Annotated in this window: 18 protein-coding genes; 8 read left to right on the top strand and 10 right to left on the bottom strand. The window is 56.5% G+C overall.

The genetic code is table 11. The features are described 5' to 3' along the window. Nucleotides 1-27: 27 nt before the first annotated feature. Nucleotides 28-1,572: a 2,3-bisphosphoglycerate-independent phosphoglycerate mutase gene (gpmM, locus tag ACOTZC_RS15120; RefSeq protein ID WP_126303890.1), complete on the bottom strand. Its 1,545-nt coding sequence runs from the start codon at nt 1,570-1,572 to the stop codon at nt 28-30. A gap of 247 nt (nt 1,573-1,819) precedes the next feature. On the opposite strand from gpmM, the gene ACOTZC_RS15115 reads away from it, so the two are divergent. The 5 genes from ACOTZC_RS15115 (at nt 1,820) to cysE (ending at nt 4,929) form a co-directional block, all read left to right on the top strand. After that, the gene (locus tag ACOTZC_RS15115) at nt 1,820-2,251 is read left to right on the top strand and encodes a rhodanese-like domain-containing protein (protein ID WP_023309913.1); all 432 of its coding nucleotides are present in this window, start codon (nt 1,820-1,822) and stop codon (nt 2,249-2,251) included. An 11-nt stretch (nt 2,252-2,262) separates the two neighbouring features. After that, nucleotides 2,263-2,514 carry a glutaredoxin 3 gene (gene grxC, locus ACOTZC_RS15110; RefSeq protein ID WP_023309914.1) on the top strand — a complete coding sequence of 84 codons (252 nt, stop codon included), beginning with the start codon at nt 2,263-2,265 and terminating at the stop codon, nt 2,512-2,514. Nucleotides 2,515-2,546: 32 nt separating this feature from the next. Further along, the gene (gene secB / locus ACOTZC_RS15105) at nt 2,547-3,014 is read left to right on the top strand and encodes a protein-export chaperone SecB (protein ID WP_003860835.1); all 468 of its coding nucleotides are present in this window, start codon (nt 2,547-2,549) and stop codon (nt 3,012-3,014) included. Next, on the top strand, nt 3,014-4,033 hold the full coding sequence (gene gpsA, locus ACOTZC_RS15100) for an NAD(P)H-dependent glycerol-3-phosphate dehydrogenase (protein ID WP_023309915.1): 1,020 nt from the start codon (nt 3,014-3,016) through the stop codon (nt 4,031-4,033). The genes secB and gpsA overlap by 1 nt, the downstream gene beginning before the upstream one ends. Nucleotides 4,034-4,107: 74 nt before the next feature. Further along, nucleotides 4,108-4,929 carry a serine O-acetyltransferase gene (gene cysE / locus ACOTZC_RS15095; RefSeq protein ID WP_008502718.1) on the top strand — a complete coding sequence of 274 codons (822 nt, stop codon included), beginning with the start codon at nt 4,108-4,110 and terminating at the stop codon, nt 4,927-4,929. Here the strand turns inward: cysE and trmL are convergent. From trmL to ACOTZC_RS15050, 9 genes are all read right to left on the bottom strand, one after another. Next, nucleotides 4,926-5,399 (bottom strand): tRNA (uridine(34)/cytosine(34)/5-carboxymethylaminomethyluridine(34)-2'-O)-methyltransferase TrmL, encoded by a 474-nt coding sequence (gene trmL / locus ACOTZC_RS15090; RefSeq protein ID WP_033147028.1) that lies wholly within the window; start codon nt 5,397-5,399, stop codon nt 4,926-4,928. The genes cysE and trmL overlap by 4 nt on opposite strands. A gap of 45 nt (nt 5,400-5,444) precedes the next feature. After that, entirely contained in the window at nt 5,445-6,785 is a 1,341-nt protein-coding gene (locus ACOTZC_RS15085; RefSeq protein ID WP_163354489.1) for an MFS transporter, read from the bottom strand. Nucleotides 6,786-6,966: 181 nt separating this feature from the next. Then, a complete protein-coding gene (gene lldD, locus ACOTZC_RS15080; protein ID WP_045400286.1) occupies nt 6,967-8,154 on the bottom strand; it encodes an FMN-dependent L-lactate dehydrogenase LldD in 1,188 nt (395 codons plus the stop codon). Further along, complete coding sequence (gene lldR / locus ACOTZC_RS15075) at nt 8,151-8,924, bottom strand: transcriptional regulator LldR (protein ID WP_045400284.1); 774 nt, start codon at nt 8,922-8,924, stop codon at nt 8,151-8,153. Before lldR ends, lldD begins: the two co-directional genes overlap by 4 nt. Continuing rightward, nucleotides 8,921-10,576, bottom strand: coding sequence for an L-lactate permease (lldP, locus tag ACOTZC_RS15070; protein ID WP_023309919.1), 1,656 nt, complete (start codon nt 10,574-10,576; stop codon nt 8,921-8,923). The genes lldR and lldP overlap by 4 nt, the downstream gene beginning before the upstream one ends. Nucleotides 10,577-10,911: 335 nt before the next feature. Then, nucleotides 10,912-11,274, bottom strand: coding sequence for a YibL family ribosome-associated protein (locus ACOTZC_RS15065; protein WP_010436679.1), 363 nt, complete (start codon nt 11,272-11,274; stop codon nt 10,912-10,914). 58 nt (nt 11,275-11,332) lie between these two features. Beyond that, nucleotides 11,333-11,923 carry a mannitol operon repressor MtlR gene (gene mtlR / locus ACOTZC_RS15060; RefSeq protein ID WP_047173755.1) on the bottom strand — a complete coding sequence of 197 codons (591 nt, stop codon included), beginning with the start codon at nt 11,921-11,923 and terminating at the stop codon, nt 11,333-11,335. Next, nucleotides 11,920-13,068, bottom strand: a complete 1,149-nt coding sequence (gene mtlD, locus ACOTZC_RS15055; protein ID WP_248162862.1) for a mannitol-1-phosphate 5-dehydrogenase — start codon at nt 13,066-13,068, stop codon at nt 11,920-11,922. Before mtlD ends, mtlR begins: the two co-directional genes overlap by 4 nt. A 98-nt stretch (nt 13,069-13,166) precedes the next feature. Next, complete coding sequence (locus ACOTZC_RS15050) at nt 13,167-15,074, bottom strand: PTS mannitol transporter subunit IICBA (RefSeq protein ID WP_023309922.1); 1,908 nt, start codon at nt 15,072-15,074, stop codon at nt 13,167-13,169. A 659-nt stretch (nt 15,075-15,733) separates the two neighbouring features. Between ACOTZC_RS15050 and ACOTZC_RS15045 the strand changes: the two genes are divergently transcribed. The 3 genes from ACOTZC_RS15045 to ACOTZC_RS15035 all read left to right on the top strand — a co-directional run bounded on the left by ACOTZC_RS15045 (nt 15,734) and on the right by ACOTZC_RS15035 (nt 17,928). Beyond that, the gene (locus ACOTZC_RS15045) at nt 15,734-16,090 is read left to right on the top strand and encodes a DUF3302 domain-containing protein (RefSeq protein WP_045400278.1); all 357 of its coding nucleotides are present in this window, start codon (nt 15,734-15,736) and stop codon (nt 16,088-16,090) included. A 2-nt stretch (nt 16,091-16,092) separates the two neighbouring features. Beyond that, the gene (locus ACOTZC_RS15040) at nt 16,093-17,229 is read left to right on the top strand and encodes an HlyD family secretion protein (protein WP_239631584.1); all 1,137 of its coding nucleotides are present in this window, start codon (nt 16,093-16,095) and stop codon (nt 17,227-17,229) included. Nucleotides 17,230-17,319: 90 nt separating this feature from the next. After that, nucleotides 17,320-17,928: a glutathione S-transferase gene (locus tag ACOTZC_RS15035; RefSeq protein ID WP_023309924.1), complete on the top strand. Its 609-nt coding sequence runs from the start codon at nt 17,320-17,322 to the stop codon at nt 17,926-17,928. The last annotated feature ends 15 nt before the right edge of the window (nt 17,929-17,943 follow it).

Here is a 17,943-nt window from a genome sequence, read left to right as displayed (position 1 = left end):
AATCGCCTTTCCCCTCATGGGGAGCGATTATTCCACGATGAACAGCGGCTTACCAGTCATCTCTTCAGGGATCGGCATACCCATCAGCGACAGCATGGTTGGCGCGATGTCAGAAAGCTTGCCGCCTTCCACTGCTTTCAGTGATTTATCACCCACATAAATCAGCGGAACAGGCAGGTTGGTATGGGCCGTGTGCGCCTGGCCGGTCGCCGGGTCGCGCATCTGTTCAGCGTTACCGTGATCTGCGGTGATCAGCAGCTGGCCGCCAACGGATTCAACCGCTTTCGCTACCTGCTCAACGCAGTGGTCCAGCGCTTCAACCGCTTTCACTGCCGCTTCCATCACCCCGGTATGACCCACCATGTCGCCGTTCGGGTAGTTACAAATGATGGTGTCATATTTACCGCTCTCGATGGCCGCAACCAGTTTTTCCGTCAATTCTGCAGAGCTCATTTCTGGCTGCAGATCGTAGGTCGCGACTTTCGGTGAGTTGATCAGAATGCGGTCTTCGCCTTTGAACGGCTCTTCAACGCCGCCGTTAAAGAAGAAGGTCACGTGCGCGTATTTTTCAGTTTCGGAAATACGCAGCTGCGTTTTGTCGTTCTTCGCCATCCACTCACCGAAGGTGTTTGCCAGCGAGGCCGGTGGGTATGCGCACGGCGCTTTGATGTCTGCCGCATATTCGGTCAGCTGGATGAAGTCGATGTTTACCACTTTCTTGCGGGCAAAACCGTCGAAGTCGCTGTTGACGAAAGCACGGGTGATTTCGCGCGCGCGGTCAGCGCGGAAGTTCATGAAGATCAGCGCGTCGCCATCTTCCATGGCGGCGTCGGTCTGGCCTTCAGCGCGAATGACGGACGCTTTGACGAATTCGTCGTTTTCATCACGAGCATAAGCTGCTTCCAGCGCTTCAACGGCGGTCGCGAACTGGAATTCACCTTTTGCCAGGGTCAACAGGTCATAGGCCTGTTCAACGCGATCCCAGCGGTTGTCGCGGTCCATGGCGTAGTAACGGCCAATAATGGATGCTACGCGGCCTTTACCCAACGCGGCGAATTTGTCTTCGAAGGCTTGCAGAGAGCCTTTTGCGCTGCGTGGTGGCGTATCGCGACCGTCCAGGAAGGCGTGCAGATAGATTTTTTCTGCACCGCGTTCAGCGGCCAGTTCAACCATCGCCATGATGTGATCTTCGTGGCTGTGCACGCCGCCAGCAGAGAGCAGGCCCATGATGTGTACGGCCTTGCCAGCGGCAACGGCTTTATCGACCGCGCCAGACAGCGTTGGGTTGGAGAAGAAGGTGCGTTCTTTGATTTCAACGTCCAGACGCGTCAGATCCTGATACACAATACGCCCGGCGCCCAGGTTTACGTGGCCGACTTCGGAGTTGCCCATCTGGCGGTCCGGCAGGCCTACTTCCAGGCCAGACGCGTCAATCAGCGTATGCGGACGTTTCGCCCACAGGGCATCCATGACCGGGGTTTTGGCGTTGAAAATAGCGTTATCCTGGCTATCTTCACGGTAGCCATAGCCATCCAGAATCACCAGTACCATAGGTTTTTTAGAAACCGACATTGCGACAACCTCATGCTCAAGAGTCAAAATTTGCGTAATTTTACTACAGCTGAATCGATCAAATAGCCGCAGAAGATCAAAGAAAGCGCAGGGGCAAGATGTTCATCAGACCATTTTGAGGCATTTTTTTAGGTGGCATGCCGCAGAAAATGGATTAGGTTATGGTCGCTGGCTGTATTTGCCAGAACGCACAGGTATACTCCTGTCCTGGTTTTTTTTATCACTTAGTCGGGAGTAGTTACCCTCCATGCAAGAAATTATGCAATTCGTTAGCCGCCATCCGGTTCTGAGCATCGCGTGGATTGGCCTGCTGGCTGCTGTGCTGTTCACCACATTTAAGAGCCTGACGTCTAAAATTAAGGTTATCACCCGTGGTGAAGCGACGCGTCTGATCAACAAAGAAGATGCCGTCGTGGTCGATCTGCGTCAGCGTGACGATTTCCGTAAAGGTCACATTGCGGGCGCAATCAACCTGCTGCCAGCTGAAATCAAAGCGAACAACGTCGGTGAGCTTGAGAAACACAAAGCCCAGCCGATTATCGTTGTCGATGCGACCGGCATGCAGGCACAGGAATCTGCCAGCGCGCTTCATAAAGCAGGCTTCGAAAACGTAACGGTGCTGAAAGAAGGTATTTCCGGCTGGAGCGGGGAAAATCTTCCTTTGGTACGCGGTAAATAAGGAGTTCAGTCATGGCCAATATTGAGATCTATACCAAAGCGACGTGCCCGTTCTGTCATCGTGCGAAAGCGCTGCTGAACAGCAAAGGCGTCACGTTCCAGGAACTGCCGATCGACGGTGACGCGATTAAACGCGAAGAGATGATCAAACGTAGTGGTCGCACGACGGTTCCGCAGATTTTTATTGATGCGCAGCACATTGGCGGCTGTGATGACTTGTATGCGCTCGACGCCCGTGGTGGACTCGATCCGCTGCTGAGCTAAGAGACTTTAGGACAATTAAAAAGGGTATTTCCATGTCAGAACAAAACAACACCGAAATGACTTTCCAGATCCAGCGTATCTACACCAAGGACGTCTCTTTCGAAGCGCCAAATGCGCCACATGTTTTCCAGAAAGACTGGCAGCCAGAGGTTAAACTTGATCTGGATACCGCATCTACCCAGCTGGCAGATGACGTGTATGAAGTCGTGCTGCGTGTGACCGTTACCGCGTCCCTGGGCGAAGAAACTGCATTCCTGTGTGAAGTACAGCAGGGCGGCATCTTCTCTATCGGCGGTATCGAAGGCAACCAGATGGCGCATTGCCTGGGTGCGTACTGCCCGAACATTCTGTTCCCGTATGCGCGTGAATGCATCACCAGCCTGGTTTCTCGCGGTACATTCCCGCAACTGAACCTTGCGCCAGTTAACTTTGATGCGCTGTTCATGAACTATCTGCAGCAGCAAGCTGGCGAAGGTGCTGAACAACATCAGGATGCCTGATGAGCACTGTTAATGCGTCAATGACTGTGATCGGTGCCGGCTCATACGGCACCGCTCTTGCCATCACGCTGGCAAGAAATGGTCACGAAGTGGTTCTCTGGGGCCACGATCCAAAACATATCGCAACGCTGCAACGCGACCGTTGTAACGTGGCGTTTCTTCCGGACGTTCCGTTCCCCGACTCCCTGCACCTTGAAAGCGACCTTGCGACCGCGCTGGCGGCCAGCCGCAACATTCTGATTGTGGTCCCGAGCCATGTATTTGGCGACGTGCTCCGCCAGATTAAGCCGCTGATGCGCCCGGATGCGCGCATTGTCTGGGCGACAAAAGGACTGGAAGCCGAAACCGGACGCCTGCTGCAGGACGTTGCCCGCGAAGCGCTGGGTGATGAGATCCCGCTGGCGGTCATCTCCGGCCCGACCTTTGCCAAAGAGCTGGCCGCTGGCCTGCCGACGGCGATTTCGCTGGCCTCCACCGATCAGGCCTTCTCCGACGATCTTCAACAGCTGCTGCACTGCGGCAAGAGCTTCCGCGTCTACAGCAACCCCGATTTTATCGGCGTGCAGCTGGGCGGTGCGGTGAAGAACGTGATTGCGATTGGTGCCGGGATGTCAGACGGCATTGGTTTTGGTGCCAATGCGCGTACGGCGCTGATCACCCGAGGACTGACCGAAATGTCCCGCCTGGGCGAAGCGCTGGGTGCCGATCCGGCCACCTTTATGGGAATGGCTGGCCTGGGCGACCTGGTGCTGACCTGTACCGATAACCAGTCTCGTAACCGCCGTTTTGGCATGATGCTCGGACAGGGCAGCGATGTTAAAGGCGCGCAGGAGAAGATTGGTCAGGTGGTTGAAGGCTACCGCAATACCAAGGAAGTCCGCGAGTTGGCGCACCGTTTCGGTGTCGAAATGCCAATAACCGAGGAAATTTATCAGGTATTGTATTGCGGAAAAAATGCGCGCGAGGCAGCATTGACCTTATTAGGTCGTGCGCGCAAGGACGAGCGCAGCAGTAACTAGTCGGAACCGTTGTCACCTGAATGACCCAGCCAGCGCAGAACTGGCTGGTCATTAACTATCGTCTGGAGTAAGCAATGCCGTGTGAAGAACTGGATATCGTCTGGAACAATATTAAAGCCGAAGCCCGGGCGCTGGCCGACTGCGAGCCTATGCTGGCCAGTTTCTACCACGCGACGCTACTTAAGCACGAAAACCTCGGCAGCGCGCTGAGCTATATGCTCGCCAACAAGCTGGCTTCCTCGATCATGCCAGCTATCGCCATTCGGGAAGTGGTGGAAGAGGCTTACGCTGCAGACCCGGAAATGATCGCCTCTGCCGCCTGCGATATTCAGGCCGTGCGCACGCGTGATCCGGCGGTCGATAAATATTCTACGCCGCTGCTGTACCTGAAAGGCTTCCACGCCCTGCAGGCTTACCGCATCGGCCACTGGCTGTGGAATGAAGGCCGCCGCGCGCTGGCGATCTTCCTGCAAAACCAGGTTTCCGTGACGTTCCAGGTCGATATTCACCCGGCTGCGAAAATTGGCCGCGGGATCATGCTCGACCACGCCACCGGGATTGTCGTCGGGGAAACGGCGGTCATTGAAGATGACGTCTCGATCCTGCAGTCGGTTACCCTGGGCGGTACCGGTAAAACCAGCGGCGATCGCCACCCGAAAATCCGTGAAGGGGTGATGATTGGCGCGGGTGCCAAAATCCTTGGCAATATCGAAGTCGGGCGCGGTGCGAAGATCGGCGCAGGCTCCGTAGTGCTCCAGCCCGTGCCGCCGCATACCACCGCCGCTGGCGTACCGGCGCGCATCGTCGGTAAACCAGACAGCGATAAGCCTTCCATGGACATGGATCAGCACTTCAACGGCATTCACCATACGTTCGAGTATGGTGACGGCATTTAACTTCTGAGAATGGCGCCCGGATACCCCAGCTGGCGCCAGGCTTCATACACCACCACCGACACCGCGTTCGACAGGTTCATGCTGCGGCTGTCCGGCATCATCGGAATACGGATTTTCTGCTCGGCGGGCAGGGCATCCAGGATCGTGGCCGGCAGGCCGCGGGTTTCCGGGCCAAACATCAGATAGTCACCTGCCTGATAGCTCACGGCGCTATGCGCTGGCGTGCCTTTGGTAGTCAGGGCGAACATGCGCTGCGGCTTCTCTGCTTCCAGAAACGCGGCGTAATCGTGATGGCGAACGACGGCGGTAAATTCATGATAATCCAGCCCTGCGCGACGCAGACGTTTGTCGTCCCACGTAAAGCCCATCGGCTCAATGATATGCAGACGAAAACCGGTGTTGGCACACAGGCGGATAATATTGCCGGTATTCGGCGGAATTTCTGGTTCGAATAAAACGATGTTAAGCATGCTGCCCCCTTAATTGCGGGGGCAGAATAGCAGAAAAGAGAGGAACTACGCGACGCCGGGTTCCTGCGAGCGGCCGTACAGCATTTTGTAGACGGTTGCCGCAGCGGCTACCAGAGCGGGCACGCTGAGGATCATTAAAATACTGTCTGCCTGCCACTGCATAGAGAGAAGCTGGGCGCTGGTCATGGTTCCCGCCACGCCGCCAAAGCGGCCGATCCCCTGCATCCAGGCGATGCCCGTCGCGCGGCACTCGGTAGGGTAAAAGGTGGCGGCCAGGGTTTGCATGCCCGATTGCGCGCCGTTCATCGCGATCCCCATCAGGAAAATCAGCCCGCCAAACAGGGCGATATGGTTATGCTCAATGCCAAGCAAAAGGATGAGGCCCATTGTCAGCACGAAACCACACGCGACCACCCTGTGCGCTTCCCAGCGGTCCATCATCCAGCCCGCGAGCAGAATGCCTGCGGTGCCGCCGAAGGTGAACAGCGAGGTCAGCCATGCGGATTCTGCCAGGGCATAGCCCATCCCCTGCATCAGCGTTGGCATCCAGCTTAGCAGAACGTAGTAAATGACCAGCCCCATAAAATAGGTCACCCACAGCATCAGGGTGCCGGGCAGCCAGGGCATGGAAAACAGCTGCGACACGCTCCCTTTTTTAGAGGCGACTTTCTCCTCCGCCAGGAAAAAGCCCGTGACGCTATCCAGCGTGCTGCGGGCAAACCGGCTGGCGATGCGGCGGACCTGCATGACGTCTTTCCCGCGCTGCACCAGAAACTTCACGGACTCCGGTAAAAACAGCGCCAGCAGCAGCGTTAAAACCAGCGGCGCAATCGCCCCGGTCAGCAGCACGCTTCGCCAGCCGTGGTGGGGGATAAGCCAGGAAGAGATCGCGCCGCCGCCCGCCGCGCCCAGAGGGAAGCCGCAGTACATGGCATTGATCGCCATGGCGCGACAGCGCTGGGGGGCAAACTCGGAGATCAGCGTGATGGCGTTAGGCATTGCGGCGCCGAGGCCCAGGCCCGTCAGAAAGCGCCACAGCGTCAGGGTATTCAGACTTTGCGCCCAGGCCGTCCCCAGGCTCGCAAGGCCGAAGAACAGGCACGAAAAGACCAGCACGCGCTTGCGCCCCATCCGGTCCGATACCGGACCGGCAACCAGCGCGCCCAGCGACAGCCCCAGCAGCGCCGCACTCAGCACCGGCCCCAGATCCTGTTTGTGTATTCCCCATTCTGCCGACAGCGTAGGCGCGATGTAACCCATCGCTGCCGTATCAAAACCATCGATCGCCAGAACCAGAAAGCCTAGTACAATGAGCAGCCAGTGAAACCCTGAAAAGGGACTCTCATCGATCACCTGCTGAATATCCACCTTACCTGAATACGCCATACGCTCCACTCCGATCTGATGTTGTTTTTGTGTTCTTGTATTTGCTTGTCTATACAATTGCGGACGGCGGGTGGATGTCAAATTTTCTTATCCAATATGTTATCTGGATGTTATTTTTGGCGTAAAAAAGCGCCCGAGGGGGAAATCGGGCGCGTGAGAAAGGGGGATTAACCGGCGAAGGTCAGGCCGCGTTTCCCTGAGCAAGTGGCGCCAGCGCCGCCGGTAATTTGCTTAACTCCTGCACCAGAGAATCTCTGCTGATTTCACCGATCGTTTTCGCTCCTGTCAGCGTCATCGCCACCTTCATCTCTTTTTCGATCAGGTTGAGCAGATTCGCCACCCCTGCCTGGCCCGCCGTCGCCAGCGCATACAGATACGCGCGTCCCAGCAGCACGCTGTCGGCGCCCAGCGCAATCATGCGCACCACGTCCAGCCCGTTGCGGATGCCGCTGTCGGCCAGGATCGCAATATCGCCTTTCACCGCATCGGCGATGGCCGGCAGGGCGCGTGCGGAAGAGAGCACCCCGTCAAGCTGGCGTCCGCCGTGGTTAGAGACCACAATCCCGTCTGCGCCAAAGCGTACCGCGTCGCGGGCATCTTCCGGATCGAGGATCCCTTTGATCACCATCGGGCCGTCCCAGAATTCGCGGATCCACTCCAGGTCTTTCCACGAGATCGACGGATCGAAGTTGTTCGCCAGCCAGCCAATGTAATCCTCCAGCCCGGTCGGTTTACCGAGGTATGCCGAGATATTCCCGAGATCGTGCGGACGACCGTTCAGGCCGACATCCCACGCCCACTGCGGATGGGTCATGGCCTGCCAGTAGCGGCGTAACGCAGCATTCGGGCCGCTCATGCCTGAGTGGGCATCACGATAGCGTGCCCCGGGCGTTGGCATATCGACGGTAAAGACCAGCGTGGAGCAGCCCGCCGCTTTGGCGCGCTCGAGCGCGTTGCGCATAAAGCCGCGATCGCGCAGGACGTACAGCTGGAACCACATCGGGCGCTTGATGGTCGGGGCGACCTCTTCAATCGGGCAGACGGACACGGTGGAAAGGGTAAACGGAATGCCTTTGGCATCCGCCGCCGCGGCCGCCTGCACTTCGCCACGGCGGGCATACATGCCGCACAGGCCCACAGGCGCGAGCGCGACGGGCATGGAAAGCGTTTCGTTAAACAGCTTTGTCTCAAGGCTCAGGTCAGACATATTCTTCAGCACGCGCTGGCGCAGAGCCACCTCCGACAAGTCTTCCACGTTGCGGCGCAGGGTGTATTCGGCATACGCCCCGCCGTCGATGTAGTGGAACAGGAACGGGGGCAAAATGCGCTGCGCCGCGGCGCGATAGTCACTGGCTGCTGAAATAATCATGCTTTGTTCTCCCTGGAAATATCACTGTCGCCAGGCAGACGGGTAATACGCGCCTGTCGGGCCTGGTCTTCATCGAATCGTTTAATGGTGGTGTGCACGAAACCGAGATGCGCCATCATCGCTTTGCGCGCGGCCTCGGCATCACCGGCCAGAATGGCGTTGAGCACCGCCTCGTGCTGTTCGGTTAGTCGGGCAAACACTGGCGGAACCAGATACATGCGCTGGCGGCTCTGCTTCACGGAGGATTGCAGCAGGTCGAAGAACCCGCGCATGGTCTGGAGCAGCACCACGTTGTGCGACGCCTCGGCAATCGCCAGGTGAAAACGGACGTCCGCCTGGGAGGCGATATCCGGGTCGCTGCTTTGCGTGGCCTCAAAGCAGGCGATGAGTTTCTCTTTGTCGGCGTCGGTTGCCCGCATGGCCGCGTGCCAGGCGGTACTGGTTTCGATGGCGTGACGCGCTTCAAGGATGTCGAAGCTGTAGTCCGGGTCGTTCTCCATCAGCGTCTTCAGCGGCTGCACGATGTTTTGCTCGGACCAGTCGTCATGCTGCCAGCGTACAAAGGTGCCGCCGCCGCGACGGCTCACCAGCACCCCTTCGCTAACCAGCGTCGCCAGCGCCTCACGCAGAGAATTGCGCGACACGCCAAGCTGGGCGGCGAGCTGGCGTTCGGCGGGCAACTTCATGCCCGCTTCCAGCTGTTGTTCTTCAATCAGCGCCCGCACGCGAGAGGCAATCTCGTCGGACAGGCGTCTGGGCATTACTATCATGGGATCATCCAGGTTAAGACATAGGCCTGCAGGGTGGTGATCACCCCCACCATGCAGGTGAATATCAGGCTGTGTTTCACGGTAAAGCGGAACAGATCCGACTCTTTACCGACCAGTCCCACCGCCGCACAGGCAATGGCGATGGATTGTGGAGAGATCATTTTCCCGGTCACGCCGCCGGTGGTATTCGCGGCCACCAGCAGGACGTCCGACACGCCAATCTGCTGGGCCGCCGTTGCCTGCAGCGCGGCGAACAGGGCGTTAGACGAGGTATCGGAACCGGTCAGGAACACCCCCAGCCAGCCGAGGAACGGCGAGAAGAAGGTGAAGGCGTGGCTGGTATGGGCCAGCGCCAGCGCCAGCGTCGATGACAGGCCGGAGTAGTTCGAGATAAACGCGAACGCCAGCACCATGCCGATGGAGTAAATCGGCAGCATCAGCTCTTTAACGGTCGCGGCAAAGGTCTGCACCGCGGCCGCAGGCTTCATGCGCAGCCATACTACGGAAAGAATAGCGGCAAACAGGATGGCGGTACCGGTGGCGGAGAACCAGTCGAATTTATAGACCGCGGCATACGGCGTGGCAGCGTGCACCACCGGCGGCATACGGGCGACCATCTTGTCGAGGAACGGTACGGAAATATTAATCACCATGTCGTACAGCGCCCCACCCGGCGCGAACAGGGCTTTAAACGGCGGGATGCTCCACAGGGTGACCGTTGCGGTCAGGAACAGGAACGGCGACCAGGCGCGGATCACCTGTCCTGCCGTATAGCCCGTACGGGCCAGGGTTTGATCAACCTGCGAAGCGCCCATGTCGGCGAAGCGGAAAATACGCACCGGCTGCCAGCGTTTCAGGAACAGCGTCAGACAGACCAGCGACACCAGCGAAGAGATGATGTCCGGCAGCTCCGGGCCGAGGAAGTTCGAGCTGAGGTATTGAGCGATAGCGAACGAACCGCCCGCCACCATCACCGCAGGCCAGGTTTCCTTCACGCCGCGCCAGCCATCCATAATCGCCATGATCCAGAACAGGACGATAATGGTCAGGAAGGGCAGCTGGCGGCCGACCATCTGGCCGATCTCGAAGCTGTCCAGCCCGGTAACCTGTCCGGCCACCAGAATCGGAATACCCATCGCGCCAAACGCAACCGGCGCGGTGTTCACAATCAGGCACAGGCCCGCGGCATAGAGCGGGTTAAAGCCCAGACCGACCAGCAGCGCGGCGGTGATCGCCACCGGTGCGCCAAAGCCTGCCGCGCCCTCCAGAAATGCCCCGAAGGAGAAGCCGACAATCAGCATCTGCAGGCGCTGGTCCGGCGTGATGGAAAGAATCGACGAGCGGATAATGTCGAACTGCCCGGTTTTCACCGAGATTTTATAGACAAACACCGCCGCGATGATGATCCACGCAATCGGCCACAGGCCGTAGAAGAAACCGTAGACGACGGAGGCCAGCGCGCGATCGACCGGCATTTTATAGAAGAACAGCGCCACCATCAGGGCGATAGCAACGGTATACGTCGCGGCGAGGTAGCCCTTCAGCTTGAGCTTAATCAGCGCAAAGAAGAAGAACAGGATCGGAAGCGATGCGATCAGGCTCGACAGCCAGATATTACCGGCCGGGTCGTAGTTTTGTTGCCAGAGGCTCATGCAGGTCTCCTGGGGACCAGACAGCCTGCGCTGCGGGTGAGTCTCCGCTCAACTCTGCGTCACAGGTTGTGTAAAAGTGGTCCTGCCAATGTTGTGTTGTAGGGTTAATGACAATGAATGGTTAACCAAATGTTATGGTCAAGCAATGAGTTTGTGAGCGGAAATAATGGAATTGTGAACCAGGGAAGAAAGAAAAGGGGGATTGGTTGGGCCAATTTGAAGCGGGGTGGGGCCTGATGCCCTCACCCCGGCCCTCTCCCATGGGGAGAGGGAGAAAACCGCACCGTACAGTCCCCTCGCCCCTTTGGGGAGAGGGTTTGGGTGAGGGGGAAGTATCAGAACGCGGTCTTACAAAAACCCGTCATCTCTTTCAGGCCCATTTCGCGGCCAAGCTCGGTCATCGGGTGTACCACCACCAGACCGCGGACGCTTTTCTTAAGCTTACCCATGTCGGCCTGTTCTTTTTTGGTGATCGCGCGGCGGTGCGGCATGTTCATCAGCTTCTGCGCTTCTTTGCTCAGCTTCTGGCCTTTCACTTCGCGCAGGCGCTCGATTTCTGTTTCCAGCGTGGCGGCTTCTTTTTCCAGCTCGGCGTACTTCTCGGCGGAATCGACCAGTGACAGGCCAGCCATCTGATGGCGGATCAGATCCAGGCGGTCGCTCAGGCGTTTAATTTCGTTCTTTTCGACTTCTTTCATGACAAATAACTCTGAAAACGGGGAATTTACAGGGAAGGATACACCAATGTGAGCAGGCTTACTTCTGAAACGCTTTTTTTAAGCTGATTCGGGAAATCAGCTCAGTCAGGGAGAGAACCATCGTGGAACGGACAACCTGCTGATAACGCAGCTTTTGCATCGCGTAGAGCTCAGGGTCGCTGTTATCAAAATGGGGAGCAGGGGGCAGCGCGGTGACGCAGTGCAGCTCGCCGAAGGGCCCCAGGATCTCATCATCGGTAAAGGTGTACTCGTTACCGTCATGATTGAGTTCTTCGCGCAGCGCCATTAACAGCTCCGCATCTTCATACTCCTGCCGGTTCAGAACGCCAAGACCATAAATTAGCTTCAGACGCACGGATAGATCGCCCAGCGGTCCGTCTCCGTCCAGTAACGGTTCTACAGCATACTTTACCGCGTAGTCGTCTTTGCGAAACACCTGAAGCACCAGGATATTCACCGCCTCGTTTAACAGCTCGACGGCGGCAATCAGGAAGCTTCGTACGGTTTTGCCAGCATTCAGACGCTCAAGCACACGATTTTCAAAGGCCTGGGTTTGTTCCATTATTGCCTGCATATCTGACAATCTATTATTTGGGCGCAGGTTAACCTGCGCCGCACTGTGCATCATTTGGTTGCGTTGTATGCGTTAACCGCCTCCACAACCACGTCGCTGTTGGCGTCCAGACCGGAAATCTGCGCCAGCGCAGCCTGCGCGCCTTTGTCATTAATCAGCTGAGCCAGTTCCTGCGCCTGCGGGTCCTGCTCGCTGCGGTAGTGCATCGCGGCGGCAATCCCTTTCACCAGGTTGGCGTGCGGCAGGCCGTATTCAAGCGTGCCCAGCAGCGGCTTAATCAGACGGTCGCCTGCGCTCAGTTTGCGCAGAGGCTGACGGCCCACGCGCTCAACGTCATCTTTCAGATACGGGTTTTCAAAGCGACCGAGGATTTTCTGGATGTATGCTGCGTGTTTATCAGCATCAAAACCGTAGCGTTTGATCAGCACCGCGCCGCTCTCTTCCATTGCCCCTTTTACCACCGCGCGGATCTTCTCATCGAGGATCGCATCACGAATGGTCCGATGACCGGCCAATTTTCCGAGGTACGCGGTTATAGCATGCCCGGTGTTCAGCGTGAAGAGTTTGCGTTCGACAAATGCCATCAGGTTATCGGTTAATTCCATTCCCGGAATGGTCGGCAGGGCGCCTTTAAACTGGGTTTTATCAACGATCCACTCGCTGAAGGTTTCTACGGTCACTTCCAGCGGGTCGTTGTTGGCGGATTCAGACGGCGGAACGATGCGATCTACGGCGGAATCCACAAACCCGACGTGCGCTTCAACCCAGGCTTTGTCTTCATCTGCTACAGCGTTGAGCACGTGGCCTTTCAGCTGCGTGGTGCCGCGCACCATGTTTTCACAGGCGATGATGTTCAGCGGGGTGTCGATGCCCTGCGCTTTACGTTTTGCCAGGCCTTTCGCAACCGCAGGGGCGATGCGCTCAAGAACGACCGGACCCACGGCCGTGGTGACCAGATCGACGCTGGCGATCAGGTCGATAACGTCTTCCCCGATGCTGCTGACCGCGTTGACGCCGGATACCGTCTCAACCTGCTCGTTTTCACCGACTACATGGACCTGATAGCTATGACGCGCATTCAGGGCATCCAGGACCACCTGATTCACATCGGCGAATGTCAGCGTAATGCCCGCGTCTGCCAGCAGTTTACCGATAAAACCACGACCGATGTTACCTGCGCCAAAATGTAATGCTTTCATAGATTTAACCTTCATCAATGTTTTTACCCGAGAGGGCTGGGGTGAGGAACGTTTCCCCTCACCCTAGCCCTCTCCCCAGAGGGGAGAGGGAAGAGGACTTATTTGTTAAGAAGTGCCAGGACTTCTTCCACGCTGGTGGTGCTCGCCAGACGCGCAATGACAGACTCATCGTCCAGCGCGTTGGTCAGGCTGGTAATCACCTGAATGTGCTCGTTGTTGCGAGCGGCGATACCAATCACCAGACGGGCGATGTCGTCTTCTTCTTCACCGAAGCGCACGCCCTGCGGATACTGACAGAATACGACGCCGGTTTTCAGGACGCGATCTTTCGCTTCAACCGTACCGTGCGGCACCGCGATGGATTCGCCCAGGTAGGTTGGCGTCAGTTTTTCGCGTTCCAGCATCGCGTCAACATATTCAGGCTGAACGTAGCCTCCTTTCACCAGCTGCTCGCCGGCAAAGCGAATCGCTTCTTCTTTGGTTGCCGCTGTGCGACCGAGGAAGATGTTTTCCGCACCCAGTTTGAACAGGTGGGCGTTGCTCTCGTCAAAGCTGTCCTGCAGGCTTGAGCGCACTTTCACTTCGTTGTCTTCGTGACGCTGCGCCGCAACCAGACGTTCGGTCAGGCTGGTGTACAGGCCGCTGTCGAGGAAGTTGGTCAGCGAGATGTGCTGCGCCTGCGGCACCTGGCGCATGGCGCGTTCGGTCAGGTCGCGGTGCGTGATGACCAGGTCAACGTCCGGCGGCAGGCTGTTAATGGCGCTGTTGGTGACGGAGATGTTGGTCAGGCCCGCATCCTGCACTTTCTTACGCAGCACGCCTGCACCCATTGCGCTGGAACCCATACCGGCGTCGCAGGCAACGATGATTTTACGCACGTGGCTCAGGTCGTTAGACACGTCGCCAGCCGCCAGCGGGGTCGCGCCTTTGGATTCAGCTTTCATGTCGTGCATACGACGGGTCGCCGCTTCAATATCGTCGTCTTCTTTCACTTTGCTGGTTTTCAGCAGGATAGAAGAGACCACGAAGGAGACGGCCATGGCTGCACAGATGGCCGCGATGTTCGCGAAGTACGCCCCTTTTGGCGTCATCGCCAGCACCGCCAGGATAGAACCCGGAGAAGCTGGAGACACCAGACCGCCGCCCAGCACGCTCAGGGTGAACACGCCGGTCATACCGCCAAGGATAACGGCCAGGATCAGACGTGGGTTCATCAGCACGTACGGGAAGTAAATTTCGTGAATACCGCCCAGGAAGTGAATGATTGCCGCACCGCCAGCAGACTGCTTAGCGCTGCCGCGACCAAAGAACATGTACGCCAGCAGAACGCCCATACCCGGACCCGGGTTAGCTTCAATCAGGAAGAAGATAGACTTGCCGAGATCGTGAGACTGCTGAATACCCAGCGGCGAGAAGATGCCGTGGTTGATGGCGTTGTTCAGGAACAGGATTTTCGCCGGTTCAACGAAGATAGACGCCAGCGGCAGCATGTCGTGCGCAACCATGAAGTTAACGCCTGCCGCCAGAATTTTGGACAGTACTTCAACCGCAGGGCCAATGCCGAGGAACGCCAGAATTGCGAGGATCATCCCGATGATGCCCGCAGAGAAGTTGTTCACCAGCATTTCGAAGCCGGATTTGATCTTACCATCAACCCAGACGTCGAATTTCTTAATCGCCCAGCCGCCCAGAGGACCGGCAATCATTGCTCCGAGGAACATCGGCATATCCGCACCGACGATAACACCCATGGTCGTGATAGCGCCCACTACGCCACCACGGTCACCGCCCACCAGACGACCACCGGTGAAACCGATGAGCAGCGGAAGGAGATAGGTAATCATTGGGCCAACAAGTTTCGCCAGCGTTTCGTTAGGCAACCACCCTGTCGGAATGAACAATGCAGTGATGATACCCCACGCGATAAACGCGCCGATATTTGGCATCACCATGTTGCTGAGGAAACGACCAAAGCTTTGAACTTTGATCTTGAAATCGGATGACATAAAACACCCCTTCTTCTGTTTACGCTTAGGCTTGCGGCCCGAGGTTTATTGTTAATGAGGCGGCAGAGGTAGCCGGGCCCTGTTCTGATGCTGTGAAATCTGGCACTGAATCGTTCAACTGTCCAGACAGTGAAAATTTGTGTGACGCATATCACGTAAAGGTGGGGGGTGTGGATGCCTATGAGGTGATCCTGGTCACAAAAAAGGTGGGCAAAAAAAATACGACGGCGAGAAATGCGGCAAAAACCACTCTTTTCTGTGATGGTTGTCACACTTTTGTTTTGTGTGTTTGTTTCTGGATTGTGACTGATTTCACAAAATATTTTTATGCAGATTTCTCCGGCTGTGATCGGGGGCAAACTCTGCTTAGCGATTCGGCGTCAGGATGGCATAGCGCGACACGTTAAGCTAAAAAACCACTTTTGATGTGTGGTATGGCGAAAAGTTAAAACGTGGATTACGCTCATATTGTAAGGTTAAGTATATTATTATTCAGGATATATTTTGACACGCTTATAAACTTGCACGGAGATATTATAAAAACCGATACTCCCCGGCTCTGAAATAACCAGTATACCTTATGTATTTTAAAATAAATTAATTAGGTTGCGTACTGTTTTATTAATTCAATGAGTTGACGTTGTTTAAGTGAGGAGAATATGTTTCTCAACTATTTTGCGCTGGGCGTATTGATTTTTGTATTTCTGGTTCTGTTTTATGGAATCATCGCCATCCATGACATTCCTTATAATATGGCCAAAAAGCGTAACCATCCGCATGCCGATGCGATTCATACGGCAGGCTGGATTAGCCTGTTTACGCTCCATGCCATCTGGCCGTTCCTGTGGATATGGGCCACGCTGTACCGTGAAGATCGCGGCTGGGGGATGCAAAACCACATCACCAAGCCTGATGAGGTTCCGGGCATGGATGCGCTGGCCAAACGCGTGGCAGAATTAGAACAAAAGCTGGCCGCGGTAAAGCCTGCTGCTGATAATAACACGCTGGAGCGCTAATCATGGATCTGTTGATTATTTTGACCTACGTGGCATTTGCCTGGGCCATCTTTAAAATATTCCGCATTCCGGTAAACCAGTGGACGCTTGCCACCGCAACATTAGGCGGGGTGTTTATTGTTGCCGGACTTATTCTGTTAATGAACTATAACCATCCGTACACCTTTACGGCGCAAAAAGCGGTTATTTCTATTCCGATTACGCCGCAGGTTACCGGGGTGGTTAGTGAAGTGACCGATAAAAATAACCAGCTCATTAAAAAAGGCGAAGTGTTATTTAAACTGGATCCGGGCCGCTATCAGGCGCGCGTCGACAGACTCCAGGCCGACCTGGTGACCGCGACGCATAATATCGACAATCTTAAAGCGCAGCTGGCGGAAGCCGTCGCCAATACGACGCGCGTCTCTGCAGAGCGTGACCGCCTGTATAAAGATTATCAGCGCTACCTGAAAGGCAGTCAGGCGAAGGTGAATCCGTTCTCTGAAAGCGATATCGACAACGCGCGGCAGAACTATCTCGCGCAGGATGCGCTTGTGAAAGGCTCCGTTGCTGAACAGGTGCAGATTCAAAGCCAGCTGGACAGCATGGTGAACGGCGAGCAGTCGCAGATTGCTTCACTACGCGCTCAGCTTGCCGAAGCGAAATACAACCTGGATCAAACCGTGGTGCGTGCGCCGAGCGATGGTTACATCACCCAGGTGCTGATCCGTCCGGGGACGTACGCCGCCGCGCTGCCGCTGCGTCCGGTGATGGTCTTTATTCCTGAACAGAAGCGTCAGATTGTGGCCCAGTTCCGTCAGAACTCGCTGCTGCGTCTGAAGCCGGGCGATGAAGCGGAAGTGGTGTTTAACGCACTCCCGGGTCAGGTGTTTACCGGTAAGCTCACCAGCGTTCTGCCAGTAGTGCCAGGCGGGTCTTATCAGGCACAGGGTGCGCTGCAGGCACTGACAGTCGTGCCGGGTACGGATGGCGTACAGGCGTTGATTGAGCTGGAGCCTAACGCCGATGTCGATGCCCTGCCAGACGGTATCTATGCCCAGGTGGCGGTCTACTCGGACCATTTCGCCCACGTCTCGGTGATGCGTAAAGTATTGCTGCGCATGACCAGCTGGATGCACTACCTCTATCTCGATCACTAATCCTTCCGGGGCAGGAATGCGACACGCAAACCTGCCCTTTTTTCATCGCTTGATCCATACTGACTTTTTTCCGGCATCAAGGATCAGGCAATGAAACTCATCGGTAGCTACACCAGTCCCTTCGTGCGAAAGATCTCGATTCTCCTGCTGGAGAAAGGGATTGAATTTGAATTCATCAATGAACAGCCCTACAACGCTGAAAACGGCGTCGCGCAGTACAACCCGCTGGGGAAAGTCCCGGCGCTGGTGACGGACGAGGGCGAATACTGGTTCGATTCCCCGATTATTGCGGAGTATATCGAGCTGCTGGGCGTTGCCCCGGCAATGCTGCCGGCTGACCCAAAAGCGGCGCTTGCAGTGAAGCAAATTGAAGCCCTGGCCGATGGCATTATGGATGCGGCGTTAACCTCCGTGCGTGAACAGGCAAGGCCCGTCGCCCAGCAGTCGGAAACGGAACTGTTACGCCAGCGGGAAAAAATCAGCCGCAGCCTGGACAGGTGCGAACAGCTCATCCGGGAAGGAAAGATTCAAACAGACAGCCTGAACCTGGCAACTATCGCTATCGCCTGCGCCATCGGCTATCTCAACTTCCGCCGGGTTTCCCCTGGCTGGTGCGTCGACCGTCCGCTGCTGGTGAAACTTGCAGACACGCTTTTTAGCCGCGAGAGCTTTGCCCGTACCGAACCGCCAAAGGCTTGATGCGGGTTATAACAC

The organism is Enterobacter cloacae complex sp. SHL009, from assembly GCF_049237205.1.
Lineage (GTDB): Bacteria > Pseudomonadota > Gammaproteobacteria > Enterobacterales > Enterobacteriaceae > Enterobacter > Enterobacter cloacae_M.
Note: the sequence above shows the minus strand (reverse complement) of the source record. Positions and strands in the feature narration are given on the sequence as shown.

What these genes read in the sequence shown, in the direction of transcription:
- cysE (WP_008502718.1), top strand. Translation starts at nt 4,108, where the DNA reads ATGCCGTGTGAAGAACTGGATATCGTCTGGAACAATATTAAAGCCGAA.
- ACOTZC_RS15085 (WP_163354489.1), bottom strand. Translation starts at nt 6,785, where the DNA reads ATGGCGTATTCAGGTAAGGTGGATATTCAGCAGGTGATCGATGAGAGT.
- mtlD (WP_248162862.1), bottom strand. Translation starts at nt 13,068, where the DNA reads ATGAAAGCATTACATTTTGGCGCAGGTAACATCGGTCGTGGTTTTATC.
- ACOTZC_RS15115 (WP_023309913.1), top strand. Translation starts at nt 1,820, where the DNA reads ATGCAAGAAATTATGCAATTCGTTAGCCGCCATCCGGTTCTGAGCATC.
- gpmM (WP_126303890.1), bottom strand. Translation starts at nt 1,572, where the DNA reads ATGTCGGTTTCTAAAAAACCTATGGTACTGGTGATTCTGGATGGCTAT.
- ACOTZC_RS15065 (WP_010436679.1), bottom strand. Translation starts at nt 11,274, where the DNA reads ATGAAAGAAGTCGAAAAGAACGAAATTAAACGCCTGAGCGACCGCCTG.
- trmL (WP_033147028.1), bottom strand. Translation starts at nt 5,399, where the DNA reads ATGCTTAACATCGTTTTATTCGAACCAGAAATTCCGCCGAATACCGGC.
- lldR (WP_045400284.1), bottom strand. Translation starts at nt 8,924, where the DNA reads ATGATAGTAATGCCCAGACGCCTGTCCGACGAGATTGCCTCTCGCGTG.
- ACOTZC_RS15045 (WP_045400278.1), top strand. Translation starts at nt 15,734, where the DNA reads ATGTTTCTCAACTATTTTGCGCTGGGCGTATTGATTTTTGTATTTCTG.
- lldP (WP_023309919.1), bottom strand. Translation starts at nt 10,576, where the DNA reads ATGAGCCTCTGGCAACAAAACTACGACCCGGCCGGTAATATCTGGCTG.
- secB (WP_003860835.1), top strand. Translation starts at nt 2,547, where the DNA reads ATGTCAGAACAAAACAACACCGAAATGACTTTCCAGATCCAGCGTATC.
- ACOTZC_RS15040 (WP_239631584.1), top strand. Translation starts at nt 16,093, where the DNA reads ATGGATCTGTTGATTATTTTGACCTACGTGGCATTTGCCTGGGCCATC.
- gpsA (WP_023309915.1), top strand. Translation starts at nt 3,014, where the DNA reads ATGAGCACTGTTAATGCGTCAATGACTGTGATCGGTGCCGGCTCATAC.
- lldD (WP_045400286.1), bottom strand. Translation starts at nt 8,154, where the DNA reads ATGATTATTTCAGCAGCCAGTGACTATCGCGCCGCGGCGCAGCGCATT.
- mtlR (WP_047173755.1), bottom strand. Translation starts at nt 11,923, where the DNA reads ATGATGCACAGTGCGGCGCAGGTTAACCTGCGCCCAAATAATAGATTG.
- ACOTZC_RS15050 (WP_023309922.1), bottom strand. Translation starts at nt 15,074, where the DNA reads ATGTCATCCGATTTCAAGATCAAAGTTCAAAGCTTTGGTCGTTTCCTC.
- ACOTZC_RS15035 (WP_023309924.1), top strand. Translation starts at nt 17,320, where the DNA reads ATGAAACTCATCGGTAGCTACACCAGTCCCTTCGTGCGAAAGATCTCG.
- grxC (WP_023309914.1), top strand. Translation starts at nt 2,263, where the DNA reads ATGGCCAATATTGAGATCTATACCAAAGCGACGTGCCCGTTCTGTCAT.